Below are 14664 nucleotides of genomic sequence, written 5' to 3'. Positions count from 1 at the left end.
ACAGGGATTTTTTTTGGGAATATGAAAAATCAGTTTTTCATTTGGGCTGCAGTCCTGCTATTGCTCATAGTCCTCAGTTCATTGCACCTCATTCCGGGCTATTTAACGCTGTCAGTTTTATTATGTGCGGGCAAACTTTCATCAACACCAGGCTGCCGGTATTTACCACACTGACTTTGGATCAGAACTCATTATCAATGAAACGTTACAATTGCTTTTTAAAAAAAGAGAATTTATTAAGCTGTTTTTTTATAAATTGTAGCCATGAAATATTCAATCTCTTCTCTTTTACTTTTAGCAGGCTTGGCTTCTTTTGCTCAGTCTACTAAAACGATTAAGCAATCAGGTAATCCTATATTCAAAGGCTGGTATGCAGATCCTGATGCAGCCATTTTCGATAATAAATATTGGATATATCCAACTTATTCTGCCAAGTATAAAGAACAGGTTTTTCTGGATGCATTTTCATCAGATGACTTAATTACCTGGAAGAAACATGACCATGTTTTAGATACTTCGGCAGTGAAGTGGGCAAACAAGGCCATGTGGGCACCGGCCATTATTAAGAAAGATAAAAAATATTATTTGTTTTTTGGAGCCAATGATATCCAGAGCGATCAGGAAATTGGAGGCATTGGTGTAGCCGTAGCTGATCGGCCGGAAGGACCGTACAAAGATCATCTTGGAAAACCTCTGGTAGATAAATTTCACAATGGTGCACAACCCATTGATCAATTTGTATTTAAAGATAAAGACGGTCAGTATTACCTCATTTATGGTGGCTGGAAACATTGCAATATTGCCAGACTTAATAAAGATTTCACAGGATTTCTGCCATTTGAAGACGGAACCATTTTTAAAGAAATTACACCAGATAAATATGTAGAAGGACCATATATGTTCATCAGAAACGGAAAATATTATTTTATGTGGAGTGAAGGCGGATGGACTGGCCCTGATTATTCAGTAGCCTATGCTGTTGGCGATTCTCCTTTTGGCCCGTTTAAAAGAGTAGGTGAGATTTTAAAACAAGATCCTGCTATTGCAACAGGAGCCGGACACCATTCTGTGATTATTAACGAGAAAAAAGGCACCTACCATATTGTATATCACCGCCGTCCATTAACAGAAACTGACGGAAATCATCGTGTTACTTGCATTGATGAAATGAAATTTGATGACAATGGAATGATTCTGCCGGTGAGGATCACCAACGAAGGTGTTCATGCTCAAAAGGTAAAATAGTTTTCATCAGCTGGAAGTTCAGTAAAACTTCCAGCTAATTTGTTTTTTCTTCCAGCATAACTTCGCCTTTCTTATTGTTCAGCATGTTGAACCCCCAGGCACATAACAATAACAGGCAGGTCAACCCGAACCAGAGCCAGTTATAACCAAAATTTTTGGCAACAAAAAAGCCAAACAAAGGCCCGATAACCTGGGCAAATGACCAACTCAAAGTGTAGCCAGCCGCATATAGCCCTCTGTTATGTTCATTACTTCTGCTAATTACAATTGTATTAATGAAGGGTAATGAGAACATTTCCCCACCGGTAAATATGATAATGATAACCACTGCCGCAACCAGATGATAGCCAACAGGAGCACCCAGCAAGATATATGAAATCGAAAATAATATGGCACCAATGATAATGAAAAACATCGGCGATCTTTTGGCTTCTATTTTATTAATCATAATCATCTCAAACAAGGCGATAACCGATCCGTTAATGCCGATAATGATGCCTATGGCAAATTCATCGATGTGCCATTGCTCTTTAAAAAATACAGGTACAACCCTGAACATCAGGAATGCGCAGGTGATAAAAACAGTGGTAAGCAAAATGAATTTCACATAAAAAATATCTTTCCAGGGTTTCATAATAACCATATTGATGGCATTTTCTTTTGCCTTCTGGATAAAACCTTTCACCTGTGGCAAAAACGATAAGATTAAAATACCAACGATAATACTTACGCCGCCTTCTACAATGAACAGCAGCTTGTAATTGATAGAGGCAATGATACCTGCCATGCTGATTCCTATTGACCAGCCGATATTTACAGCCAACCTGTTAAGTGAATATGACCTGGTAATAGTGCCTTCGGTAGCATAATGGGCAACCGCTGTAAAATTTGCAGGTCTGAAGGCTTCTGAAAAAAAGCTGATAACAACTGCCAAAACGCAAAGTGTGGAGAAATGTGTAATGGTTGAGAAAAAGATGAAAAGCAGTCCGCCGATAATCGATGATAAAATTTGTACGGGCCGAAAGCCAATCATGTCGGTGAGTTTACCCCCAGTTGCAGAACCGAGAATCGAGCCTACGCCAAATAAAGTAATGATTAATCCAGCATCCATTTCGGAGCGATGAAGACTTTGCGTAACATAAAGGCCCATAAATGGGACAGCCATACTGCCGCAACGATTAAACATCATGACAATACTCAGTAACCAGGTTTCACGGCTTAGTCCGCTAAAAGATGATTTATAGGTATTTAAAATGAGTTTGAACATAATAATTTTTCCGGCGCACAAAAGTAATAAAGCCTTGCCGATTTAATATTAAAATAAAAAGATAGTTGTACTTATTAAATCGGGCATCAATTTTATCAGAAAATCTTTCAGATAAGATGCAAGTAATTGTATTCTTTTTTATCTTTCAGTATTCTTTATTTAACGATCTAATCTCCTTAAATTAATGTTTCCATCTCAAAACCTGAAAGAAAAACTGGTTAACATCAGTAATGATTTGCTTCTACCTCAAGATTTTCATGAAAAACTAGTACGTGCCATTACCACTTATACTCAACTTCTATTTGAACTTGGTGAAATAAAGCCTGATGAAATATCAGACAGAACAAATATTCAATCAAAATTTGGTCGTGCCATTGGTACATTTTGGGCAGCTAACTGTGTGAAAGAGGTATTAAGAACCCAACGTTTTGTGAGGGGATTATACTTAGCCATTAAAGATAAGTTGCTGCAAGGAGATGGTCCCATACATATTCTTTATGCGGGTACAGGTCCCTTTGCCACGCTGGCACTTCCGGTAATGGTACAGTTTAGTCCTGCCGAAGTACAGTTTACCTTGCTTGAAATTAATGAGAACAGTTATAATAAGTTGGTGGATGTGATTACTGCTTTTGATTTAAACAGTTACGTGAAAGCTATTGAAATTGCCGATGCAACCAATTATGTTTTGCAAGATATTGATGTAGATATTGTAATCAGTGAAACATTAAATAGGGCGCTTATTACAGAGCCACAGGTTTTTATCATGTTAAATCTGGCCAGTCAGTTAGGCAGGGACGTAGTTTATTTACCAGAGGAAATTACGGTAAACCTGTGTGCAAAAAAGAGAAGTGAAAATAAGCCAGCAAAGCTTAAAACACTGATCAATTTTAATGTGGATAAAATGAAAGAGATTATTGATCAATCTGAAGGACAGGAATGGGCCTTTGATGAGATAAAAGTGAACATTAATAATATTGACCCTGCTGAGCTTTACTATTCTACTGAGTTAAAGATATATCGGGATAATGTTTTAGGTTATGAAGATTCTTCCCTGAATTTATTAGAAAAAGTAAAATTGGGGCATCAGATCGGGGATGACCTTATTTTTAAATATAACGCAGCCGAAAAGCCTGGCTTCATTGTTTATGCTAGGGAAAAGATAAGTTCATAGTTTATTGATAATTAATTAAATACATCGTCGACAATCTATTCACCCAAATATACCATTGTCGATTTAAGAATCATTTAGTAAGAATATGGATTAATCTAATCCGGCAATCCCTTTTTTATTTCACTACATTTTCCTCAACTTAGCGACATAAAATATTTATGCCGCCAGAAAAACGAAAGCCCTTTGCCAGAAAGCAAACTACCAGAAAGCCTGCGCTAAAGAAGAAAAAGCCAGCTGTGTTTTCTAAGCAGATGAAAATGGCGTTGGTAGGCTTACTATTGATTTTGCTCTCACCACTTTACTATGGTTATGTATTAAGTGGTTTTGTTGCCACCTGGCGATGGATAAAAGATTGGGGGCAAGACCCCAATTACCGCACTTACAAAAGCTTTAATATTAAAATTCCCAAAAAATATACCGTACACGGCATCGATGTTTCCTATTACCAGGGTAAAATAAACTGGTCAAAAGTGAAAGCCATGAAGGAAGATGAAGTGAAAGTCAGCTTTGCTTTTATTAAAGCTACCGAAGGTATTTTGCAGGTTGATCCGTATTTTCAGCGCAACTGGCGTGAAGCACCAAAGGCCGGAATTGTTTGTGGAGCCTATCACTTTTTCAGACCTAAAAAAAGCGGACGGGCACAGGCAAAATTTTTCTTACAGGTGGTAAATATCGAAAAAGGCGATTTACCACCTGTTGTGGATATTGAAACATTAGATGGTGTTTCTCCGCTTAGGATGCGGTTGGAGCTTTCAGATTTTCTGACCTACGTTGAAATGAAAACAGGTGTTAGGCCGATCATCTACACTGGTTTAAAGTTTTATGAGGATAATCTCGAAGGAAAGTTAGATGAATATCCCTTATGGATTGCCCATTATTACCAACCCAAATTGAAATTAGATAAAAGCCGCTGGAAGTTTTGGCAACATTCAGATAAGGCCAAAATAAATGGAATCGGTCATGTAGTTGATTTTAATGCGTTTAACGGGGACAGTACCGCACTTGCGAATATGTTGGTTCACTAAGTAAAATATTCATTGGCTTAATTGTCATTAGTTGTTGGTTCACCGAATTAAAATCATAGATAAATACAGATTTAAGGGAATTTTATTTATTATTACTTATTGCCATCTGACTAATTTTCTAATGAACCAATGGACAATGAACTAAACTACCCAGCTTTCACATTTTTCAAGAAAAAATTCATCGGCCTCTGCGCCAATGCCAACTTCATCAGGTACCTCAAGGAAATAACCATTATAGGTCAATCCTCCTACAACGGGATCCACCAGATGACCAAGTAATGCGGTGTCTAAATCAAAGAAATCTACATTCGGACTGGCCAAAGCAAAGTGCAGGTTTGCGCTTAAAGCGATCCGGCTTTCCAACATGCTTCCAATCATGCATTTAATCCCTTTTTTTAAAGCTTCCTCATGAATTTTTTGTGCTTCTAAAATTCCGCCGGATTTCGAAAATTTGATGTTCAAGTAAGTAGTAGATTGACTGTTGATTAGTTTTCTGGCATCGTGATGGTTATAACAGCTTTCGTCAGCCATGAGTTTAATAGGAGAGTTGATGTTCAGTTCCGGAAGCCGGTCATCATACCAGGTACGCATGGGTTGTTCACAAAATTCAATATTGTATTGTTCCAGTTCACCAAGCGCAAATAAAGCCTCATCAAAACCCCAGCCTTGATTGGCATCCAAACGTAAGGACATTTCAGTACCAACCACTTCACGGATTTGTTTTACCCGCTCAATATCATCTTCAACATTCTTCCCGAGTTTGATTTTTAAAATCCGGCAACCTTTATTTTGGTAATTCAATGCTGTTTTCGCCATTCCCTCGGGGGAATCAATACCGATGGTCATATCGGTTTCGATGGTTCTTTTTGTTCCGCCCAGAAATTTATAGAGTGGCAAACCTGCATGTTTGGCCGCAATATCAAACAAAGCCATGTCGAATGCACTTTTTATGGTACTGTTATGATCGGCATAAGCCAGGAGGTCATTCATTCTTTCAGGAATTTCCAAAGGATCTTTACCTTTTAAAATCGCGGCAAAGTCTTTGGCCATGGCAATGCAGGTTTCCTGTGTTTCTCCCACAATCATCGGGAAAGCCGAGCATTCGCCAATGCCGTGGATGCCCGCATCCGTAAAAATTCTAATCAATACATTCTGTGCGAAATGCATGGTTCCGGTGGCAATGACAAAGGGTTCCATCGGGATACTAAAGCGATATATTTCGGTATGCGTAATTTTCATTTTTTTAAGTTTGAAGGTGTAAGATTTGCTATTTGGGATAAAAGTCGTTAATGTATCCAACTCAATTCAGTACGCAATGCGTTACAAATTGGAAAAGCCTTAAAGAAACTTCTGATATTTCTCAAATTACTTTCATCAAATCCTTTTCCAAACTCAAGCGTAAGCTGTTGCGATAAATTCTTTAATGTACTTTTGCCATAATCTGCCCTGGCTTTATCTTCCTGCTCATCCTCAACAATCAACTTACCAATTTGCCAGTATGATTCAGGTAATTCAGCATTTGCTGCCCGGTAAACTTTCAGACGAGACTGAATAATAATTTTCTTAACAATGCTGAATAAATCGCTTTTAGCTAATTCCATAAACACAAATTGATCGACATCTAAAATAGAAAAACAAAACTAAAAGGGAGCAGCATTGTAGATAATTTATAGCTTTACCTGTTTAATATCGTAATCATTATTTCATGTCGAATACACATTCAGAACCCAATAGTTTAATTAGCGCATCTTCGCCCTACCTGTTACAACATGCTTATAACCCGGTGCATTGGTATGAATGGGGTACCGAAGCTTTGGAAAAGGCAAAGGCAGAAAACAAATTGATTTTAGTCAGTATTGGCTATTCGGCCTGCCATTGGTGCCATGTGATGGAGCGGGAATGTTTTGAAAACCATGAGGTGGCAGAAGTGATGAACCAGCATTTTATATGCATCAAGGTAGATCGCGAGGAGCGTCCGGATATTGATCAGATCTACATGTATGCCATTCAACTGATGACAGGGAGTGGCGGCTGGCCATTAAATTGCATCTGTTTACCAGATCAGCGCCCGATTTATGGCGGTACTTATTTCCGTAAAACCGACTGGATTAATGTATTGGAAAATGTAGCTGCGCTGTGGGCAAATGAACCAGATAAGGCAATTGAATATGCAGCAAGACTAACTGCCGGTATAAAAGATAGTGAAAAAATCATTGCTGTTGAACGTAAAGAAGCGTATACTCAAGATCATCTAACAGAAATTATTGATCCATGGAAACGCCATTTCGATATGGGCTACGGCGGCTATAATCGTGCTCCTAAGTTTCCATTACCTAATAATTGGGTTTTCCTCCTGCGCTATGGTTTTCTGAACGATGATGAATCTGTTTTTACAGCAGTTTGCCATACATTGGAAGAAATGAGCCGGGGTGGAATTTACGATCAGCTGGCCGGAGGCTTCGCCCGTTATTCGGTTGATGATAAGTGGCATGTACCACACTTCGAAAAGATGCTTTATGATAATGCACAACTCATCAGTTTATATATTGAAGCTTATCAATGTACTAAGTTTGATTCTTTCAGGCGGACTGCTGTTGAAAGTATAGACTGGGTTTTTAATGAAATGACTTCACCAGAAGGGTTGTTTTATTCAGCTTTAGATGCAGATAGCGAAGGGGTTGAAGGTAAATTTTATGTTTGGGATAAAACCGAATTTAATCAAATCTTAGGAGATGATGCAGCACTGCTGGCAGAATATTATAATGTTACCGAAGAGGGCAACTGGGAAGAAGAGCATACCAATATTTTAAGAAAAACCATTGAGGATAATGCCCTTTTGGAAAAATACGGGATAAATGCTGAAGATTTATTTGAAAAAGTAAGCGATGCAAAAGCAAGGTTACTCGAAGTAAGAGGTAAGAGAGTTAGGCCAGGATTGGATGATAAATGTTTAACCGCCTGGAATGGCATGATGATTAAAGCACTGGCAGATGCTTCACAGGTATTAGGACACGATCTCTATTATCAAAAAGCTTCTGCAGCTGCAAATTTCATCCTGACCAATATGAAATCAGAAACAGGTGGCTTGTATCGTAATTATAAAAACGGTAAAGCATCTATCACTGCTTTTTTAGATGACTATGCCTTTATAATCGAGGCTTTACTTGCTCTTTACGAATGTGATTTTAATGAGCAATGGCTGATTGAAGCAAAATCTTTCGCGGATTATGTTTTAAATAACTTTAGTGATGATCATTCACCGATGTTATTTTACACCTCAGCAGAAGGTGAAGATCTGATTGCCCGCAAACATGAGGTAATGGATAATGTGATTCCTGCAGCAAATTCAGCCATGGCCTTAAATTTGAAAAAACTGGGTTTGTTGTTTGACTTAAAAAATTACAGTGAAAAGGCGTCGGAAATGCTTGCTGCGGTACATCCCAAAATCAAAACATATGGTTCAGCTTATTCCAACTGGGCCATTTTACTGCTGAATGAAATATATGGCATCAATGAAATTGCGATTACAGGATTGGAAACAGCTATGGTTAAACTGGAGTTCAGTAATCATTATATTCCCAATAAAATTACTTTAGGCGGAACAAAAAGTAACCTGCCGCTGTTAAAAGGGAAGCAAAGCAACGAAACAAAAGTTTATATTTGCCGAAATAATGTGTGCCAGTTACCGGTTAATACTGTTGAGGAAGCATTAGTGTATTTACAATAAAAAAAATCTGAATGAATATTTCACCAAACTCAGTAGTCGCAGTAACTTATGAATTGCACACTACAAACGAAGAAGGACAACAAGTTTTTGTTGAAAAAGCTGATGAGCAAAATCCTTTAGTATTTTTATATGGCGTAGGCATGATGTTGCCTAAATTTGAAGAGCACTTAGCCGGCTTGAAAACTGGTGATGAGTATAGTTTTGAACTATCTGCAGCTGATGGTTACGGAGAACTTGATCCGGGTGCTTTTGCTGATTTGCCAAAAACCATGTTTACTGAAGCAGGTGGCGAAGTTCCGGCTGTTGGTGATGTAATTCCTTTGCAAGATAACAATGGCAATCAATTCAGGGCAGGTGTAACCGCTGTTCATGAAGAAACGGTTGCGGTAGATTTGAACCACCCGATGGCTGGTAAAAATTTATTGTTTGCAGGTACTATTTTAAATGTTCGCGAAGCCACTCAGGATGAATTGGCTCATGGTCACGCACATGGTGCGGACGGACATGCCGATCACTAGATCGATCGTAAATTCAATTGATAAAACTAAAAAATCCCGATATTCATCGGGATTTTTTTTATAATAACTTAGCCGTAATCAGTTCAACCGGAGGGTTATTCATCGCATTTCCCTTATTCAGTTTCAAAACTCCTTTCACGGTAATTGGCTGATAGGTAAATTTAATGGGTTCAGCCATTTCTACCAATACCATAATTGGAATTCCGTTCTTTCCGCAGTAAAAACATTGGTTAATGGGTAAAGTAGAAAGCATAAACTTGGTTTGCTTCATGCCATCTTTTATCGGTACGATATAGCCCGATAGCTCAAATGGCTTGCTTTCATATTTTTGAATGCCTGCATGATAAATGGCATAGGTTTCAGTAGGTTTTACTGTTTTAATTTTAACCTCACCAATAATGTCCCAATTGGGCGAATCCATCTGGTCGCTGGGGTCATGCTGTGCACTTGCCGAATAACCAATAAAAAGGAATAATAAAATAGTTAATAATCTCATCTGAATTTTATCTGAAAGGCAAATATACAAAAGAGATAACCTTCAGGGTTAAATGAATCAATACAATTCCTAAAAATCTACCTTTAAACGTAAGCCCCCATTGGTGAGGTTGAGGTTTTCGCGGGAGAAGGTTTTCATTGGAAGTCTTAGGAAAGGTTCAATAGCAATGTTGTTCTTTTTGGAGATTTTTTGTTTATAGCCCAGGGAGAAATTATAAAAGCCGATGTATTTATCCGGATCAATGGTAGATGTTGGCTGCGGCTCGCTTTGTTTCTCTGCCACGATAAAACTTTTAGAATCCATCATGCCATTGGCTAATGGAGCTGACAGTGTTTGAACCTGATTGACCAGATAAGTATTTTGTTGTGAATTGCTTAAAATGGCCAGCGCAGAAACACCAACGCCGGTGTATAACTTTTCCGAAATGTTATAACGTAACTCTAAAGGCACGTTAATGCCCTGAACTTTTGCATTGATAGACTCCAGATTTTTACCGGATAACGATTGGGGTGCGGTAGCATTTTGTGATTCTGTTGAACTGATGGAAGCATATGAAACCCCAGAGCTAATGGATAATTTATTGGCAATGGCATAAGATAAGGAGAATCCATAATTCATGTTTAACTTGTTGTCGTTACCCATTGAAGGCGCTACATACACGTCTGGCTGCCATTTGGAATGCTGTTCAGTTTTACTGTTGGTTGGATGTTGCTGATCAGTCTTGCTATCAACCGCTAACAGATCTTCAAAAGATAACTTTTTATTGGCTTCTGGTTTTTGCTTTTCTGACTGAGCATCTGCAACGCTTTGATTGTTATCAATGCTTTTGATATGAGATGATTGAGTAGCAAAATTATCGTTATTTAATGCTATCAATGCCTCCACAGGATGCTTCTCGGGAGTGATCAAATCAAGCTTATGATTTAGGTTGCTGTCTGATGGTTGAGAAGAGGATGGAAGATAGGCCTGCTTTTCATCCTGATTGATGCCTGCTGATTTTGTACCCTGAACAAATGGCTCATGAGAGTTGGTGTTTTCTCCTGTTTTTGTGCTTATTGGTGATTCTGTATTTTGAACTTTTGATTTTACCACACTAGGTTGTTTTGATTCTTCGCTTTGATGAATCAAAAATATGCCTGAAATCATGAAGATAATGGCTGCAGCTGTCCATAATGGCCATAAAACAAAACCCCTGCGCTTATTTTTCTCTTTTTCAGAGAAGCGCTCCCAGGCACCAGGAACATATTGTTCCTCGTGATTTTGTAATTGGGTGGTGATATGTTCTATTAATTCCTTATCCATTTTTTTTATATGAACCAACTAGCGTGTTGGTGTAAAGTGTACGCAACTTATTTTTTGATCGGGTTAAGTAAACACGGCTCGAACTTTCGGGGATGTTGAGCAACTTTGAAATTTCCTCGTGTGCAAAGCCTTCAATCTCATATAAGTTAAATACCAGCCTTTGCGTTTCCGGTAAATGATTTAACAGGTTCATAATATCACTGACATGAAGTTCTGATGCTATTGAAACCTGTGTAATGGGATGTTGATCTTCATTTAATTCATCCACATAAAAATGCGCTTTCGAGCTTCTGATTTTATCTATTGCCGTTCTTGATGCAATCTGAGCAATCCAGCCCCGAAATGATTTTTGCAATTCTTCAGGGTTTGCTGGCGGCTTGAAACCCGCAACATGCTTAAATATCTTGATAAAGGTGTCATTTACAAGTTCTTCACTGTCAGAAGTGTTCTTGGTATACCTTAAAATAATACCCATTAAGTAGCCATAAAATGATTTATACATCATTTCCTTACAGCTATTGTCGTTTTTTACACAGCCCTTTAAAATCTCCTCAAATCTGAGTATTTTTTTGATCACGCTGTAAAGGCCGGTTTAGGGTTTGATTCGTTTTAATGCTTAAAGCTTATTTATTACAAAATTAAAAAATAACACCATCCATTTTACCGAATGGCGTTAAATTCAATTGGTAGATGTTATTTATTGGTCATGATGGCTAAACCAAATTTAGTGCTATCTGTTTTACTGCTTAATCCTTTAGCCCAAATGGTGTAAATTTTGCCTTTTTCTATTTTTACAGCAGGTAGCGTTGCTGTTACCGTTCCAGCCTGCTTCACCTGAAAAGTATAATTATCCGATGGATTGATGGACGTAAATGGAGTAAACTCTTTAAACGCTTTTGAAGTAAATAATGCGGTGGCATTTCCTTCCACTGCCAAATCTAAAGGAGAAGAACCAGGACTTAAATTAATGAACCTAACTTTTGCCTTATCTGTTTCGGGAGCTTTTAAATCATCTTCAACCAGTAAAAGTTTAGTTGATTTTAAAGTATCGACCACAAATACGGAATAAAATGAACCACCTTTTAAAGCAGCTGTTCCGTTGGTTAAATATTTAAGCGAATCTTTTTTAGAAACCCCTACCAGCCTGGTGCCAGGGTAGGCCGCAAAATATCCACGGTCATTGGTATAGCTGAAACTCCCGATTTTTTGATTGTCCAGGATGTAATCTAAGGCAGCTGTGCCAGGAGAGGCATGTACAAAGCCTATACCAGCCGCCTCAATAGGATCATTGTTCCAATCTTTTTTACAAGCAGAAAAAGTGAGTGTGATCGCAAATAATGCGCATATTATTTTAGTGCTTAAGCCTAAGTAGTTTTTAGTTTTCATAATGTATTTAAATCAATCTTTTTCACAAAATTGGTTAATGGCCATTAACGCTTTTGATGATAAAACGATTAAGCAAATGAAAACGCTACAATAGCAAAAATTTAATTTACTGTTAAGTGATGAGAAATGGTTATCGTGCTTTTTACCGGCTTACCATTCACATAACCAGGATTACAGGCCAGTTCTTCAGGTCTGAATAAATTTTGGTCAATGCTTTTGGTTTCATTGAGATCAGAACCAACTACTTTTCGTTCCAGTTTCATAATCCTGCCCAGTTCATCTAAGAAATAGGTATAACTTACCATATAAGTTCCGTTTCTTGTTCTGAGATCCATGTCAGGATAAAGGATTCTATTTATCACTAAAATAGCACTGAAATTGCCACCAATTTTAACCGGACGAATAATTTCATCTCCTTCTTTTGCATTTTCTAAATGATAGGTAGTGGATTTATCCTCCATTTCAAACTCTACTTTTTTAGTGCTATTATTATAAACCTGTTCCAGCACACCATTTGATAAATAAAATTTCCATTGATTCACCCTTTCATTATTTTGATAATCACCTGAAGCAATTTGTTTTTGGTTAAACAATACTTCGGCAAATCCATTTTTAATGTTCTTATTTGATTTTAGTACGGTGTAACGTTCCATAAATCTTTTCCGGATATTGGTAGAACGGAAAGTTGTTGAATCACTTTTCTGAGCAAAGGCAGTTAAACTGAAAGTTAAAAACAGAGCGGTTAATAAGGTCTTCATAGCTATATAAAGAAAAAGAGTTTTGACGGGATATCAAAACTCTTTCAATATTATATTTTTATTAAGGATTATGCATACATTTCCTCACGAAGTTTGGCAACATCGGCACTGTTAATGTATTCATCATAAGTCATTAGCTTATCAATGGTACCCTTAGGTGTAATTTCTATAATTCTGTTGGCTACGGTTTCCGTTAACTGGTGATCCCTTGAAGTAAATAATATGGCCCCTTTAAAATCTTTCATGCCATTGTTTAATGCTTCGATAGATTCCAGATCCAGGTGATTGGTCGGTTCATCAAACATTAAAAGATTGGCCTGCTGTAACATCATTCTGGAGAACATGCAACGCATTTTTTCACCTCCTGAAAGCACTTTTACATTCTTTAAAACCTCTTCACCAGAGAATAGCATCCGGCCTAAAAAGCTTCTTACAAATTGCTCATCTGCATCTGTTCCTGAATATTCACGTAACCAGTCAACCAGGTTTTCATCTTTACCTGCAAAATATTCAGAGTTATCATTAGGGATATCTGCTGTGCTGATGGTTACACCCCACTTAAATTCACCTTGATGATCAGTATCTCTACCCGTTAAAACATCGTAGAATGCCGCAGTAGCTAAACTATTTTGCGAGAGTACAGCAATTTTATCACCTTTATTCACCATGAAAGTGATTTTATCAAACAAAATGCCATCGTTTCCGGATTTGCTTAAATTCTCTACCTGTAAAATCTGATCACCCGCCTCACGACCGGTGTTATTGAAAATAATAGCCGGATATTTACGGCTGGAAGCTTTAATTTCGGTGATGTCAATTTTATCAAGGGCCTTTTTACGTGAAGTGGCCTGCTTGGATTTTGATGCGTTGGCACTGAATCTCCGGATAAATTCCTGCAGTTCCTTCACCTTATCCTCCATCTTTTTGTTCTGGTCGCTACGTTGTTTTAAAGCCAGCTGACTTGATTCATACCAGAAAGTATAGTTACCCGTGTAGATACTCATTTTAGCAAAATCAATATCTACAATGTGTGTACAAACTGCATCTAAAAAATGCCTGTCGTGACTCACCACTAAAACAATATTCTGATAGTCAGCTAAGAAGTTTTCCAGCCAGGCGATGGTTTCAATGTCCAAATCGTTGGTTGGCTCATCCAGTAGTAAAATATCAGGATTACCAAATAAGGCCTGTGCCAGTAAAACCCTTACTTTTTGGGTATTGTCTAACTCTTTTAATAATTTATAATGGTTGTCTTCTGTAATACCAAGGTTGCTCAACATGGTTGCTGCATTACTTTCCATGTTCCAACCGTCCATTTCAGCAAAGATGTTTTCCAGCTCCCCGGCACGTTCACCATCTTTCTCAGAGAAATCTTCCTTCATGTAAATGGCATCCTTCTCTTTCATAATGGCGTAAAGCTCTTTATGACCAATCATTACAGTTTCAAGTACGGAAACTTCATCAAATTCATAATGATTTTGTTTTAAAACCGCCATTCTTTCGCCTGGAGTAAAGGCAACACTACCAGAAGTCTGGTTCACTTCTCCCGATAAAATTTTCAGGAAAGTGGATTTACCTGCGCCGTTAGCCCCAATCACACCATAGCAGTTACCATGCGTGAATTTTAGGTTAACATCTTCAAATAATGTGCGTTTGCCGTATCGTAAAGATAAATTAGAAACTGAAATCATAAACAAATAAAATAAGCCGCAAAGATAGGGAAAAAGGTTGAGGGTAAAAAGGTGGAAGGTTTAAGTTTAGTAATTTCA

General features: G+C 37.8%; 14 protein-coding genes. 5 read left to right on the top strand and 9 right to left on the bottom strand.

Going from position 1 to position 14664, the window contains the following annotated elements; genetic code table 11:
• Window positions 1–264: 264 nt before the first annotated feature.
• Window positions 265–1245, top strand: a complete 981-nt coding sequence (locus tag CBW18_RS07990) for a glycoside hydrolase family 43 protein (RefSeq protein ID WP_088300776.1) — start codon at window positions 265–267, stop codon at window positions 1243–1245.
• Window positions 1246–1279: 34 nt separating this feature from the next.
• Here the strand turns inward: CBW18_RS07990 and CBW18_RS07985 are convergent, their stop codons facing one another.
• Complete coding sequence (locus CBW18_RS07985) at window positions 1280–2512, bottom strand: MFS transporter (protein WP_088300775.1); 1233 nt, start codon at window positions 2510–2512, stop codon at window positions 1280–1282.
• A gap of 184 nt (window positions 2513–2696) precedes the next feature.
• Between CBW18_RS07985 and CBW18_RS07980 the strand changes: the two genes are divergently transcribed.
• Together CBW18_RS07980 and CBW18_RS07975 are read left to right on the top strand one after the other, a co-directional pair.
• Window positions 2697–3683, top strand: coding sequence for a hypothetical protein (locus CBW18_RS07980; RefSeq protein WP_088300774.1), 987 nt, complete (start codon window positions 2697–2699; stop codon window positions 3681–3683).
• 158 nt (window positions 3684–3841) lie between these two features.
• Entirely contained in the window at window positions 3842–4708 is an 867-nt protein-coding gene (locus CBW18_RS07975; RefSeq protein ID WP_088300773.1) for a glycoside hydrolase family 25 protein, read from the top strand.
• Between the two features lie 141 nt (window positions 4709–4849).
• Here the strand turns inward: CBW18_RS07975 and CBW18_RS07970 are convergent, their stop codons facing one another.
• Both CBW18_RS07970 and CBW18_RS07965 read right to left on the bottom strand, forming a co-directional pair.
• Window positions 4850–5947 (bottom strand): mandelate racemase/muconate lactonizing enzyme family protein, encoded by a 1098-nt coding sequence (locus CBW18_RS07970; protein ID WP_088301337.1) that lies wholly within the window; start codon window positions 5945–5947, stop codon window positions 4850–4852.
• A 47-nt stretch (window positions 5948–5994) separates the two neighbouring features.
• A complete protein-coding gene (locus tag CBW18_RS07965; protein WP_088300772.1) occupies window positions 5995–6309 on the bottom strand; it encodes a DUF1016 N-terminal domain-containing protein in 315 nt (104 codons plus the stop codon).
• 104 nt (window positions 6310–6413) lie between these two features.
• Between CBW18_RS07965 and CBW18_RS07960 the strand changes: the two genes are divergently transcribed.
• Both CBW18_RS07960 and CBW18_RS07955 read left to right on the top strand, forming a co-directional pair.
• A complete protein-coding gene (locus CBW18_RS07960) occupies window positions 6414–8435 on the top strand; it encodes a thioredoxin domain-containing protein (RefSeq protein ID WP_088300771.1) in 2022 nt (673 codons plus the stop codon).
• 11 nt (window positions 8436–8446) lie between these two features.
• Entirely contained in the window at window positions 8447–8953 is a 507-nt protein-coding gene (locus CBW18_RS07955) for a peptidylprolyl isomerase (protein WP_029288049.1), read from the top strand.
• A gap of 58 nt (window positions 8954–9011) precedes the next feature.
• Here CBW18_RS07955 and CBW18_RS07950 read toward each other — a convergent pair whose 3' ends face one another.
• From CBW18_RS07950 to CBW18_RS07925, 6 genes are all read right to left on the bottom strand, one after another.
• Entirely contained in the window at window positions 9012–9449 is a 438-nt protein-coding gene (locus tag CBW18_RS07950; RefSeq protein ID WP_088300770.1) for a hypothetical protein, read from the bottom strand.
• A gap of 69 nt (window positions 9450–9518) precedes the next feature.
• On the bottom strand, window positions 9519–10751 hold the full coding sequence (locus CBW18_RS07945) for an outer membrane beta-barrel protein (protein WP_088300769.1): 1233 nt from the start codon (window positions 10749–10751) through the stop codon (window positions 9519–9521).
• Window positions 10744–11328, bottom strand: coding sequence for an RNA polymerase sigma factor (locus CBW18_RS07940; RefSeq protein WP_088300768.1), 585 nt, complete (start codon window positions 11326–11328; stop codon window positions 10744–10746). Before CBW18_RS07940 ends, CBW18_RS07945 begins: the two co-directional genes overlap by 8 nt.
• Before the next feature lie 116 nt (window positions 11329–11444).
• The gene (locus CBW18_RS07935; RefSeq protein WP_088300767.1) at window positions 11445–12137 is read right to left on the bottom strand and encodes a DUF4397 domain-containing protein; all 693 of its coding nucleotides are present in this window, start codon (window positions 12135–12137) and stop codon (window positions 11445–11447) included.
• 101 nt (window positions 12138–12238) lie between these two features.
• The gene (locus CBW18_RS07930) at window positions 12239–12895 is read right to left on the bottom strand and encodes a hypothetical protein (RefSeq protein ID WP_088300766.1); all 657 of its coding nucleotides are present in this window, start codon (window positions 12893–12895) and stop codon (window positions 12239–12241) included.
• Window positions 12896–12963: 68 nt separating this feature from the next.
• Complete coding sequence (locus CBW18_RS07925; protein WP_088300765.1) at window positions 12964–14586, bottom strand: ABC-F family ATP-binding cassette domain-containing protein; 1623 nt, start codon at window positions 14584–14586, stop codon at window positions 12964–12966.
• Between the last annotated feature and the right edge of the window lie 78 nt (window positions 14587–14664).

Source organism: Pedobacter sp. AJM, from assembly GCF_002197755.1.
In the GTDB taxonomy this organism is placed as follows: domain Bacteria; phylum Bacteroidota; class Bacteroidia; order Sphingobacteriales; family Sphingobacteriaceae; genus Pedobacter.
The sequence above is the reverse complement of the archived record's forward strand: the minus strand, read 5'-3'. Positions and strand labels throughout refer to the sequence as shown.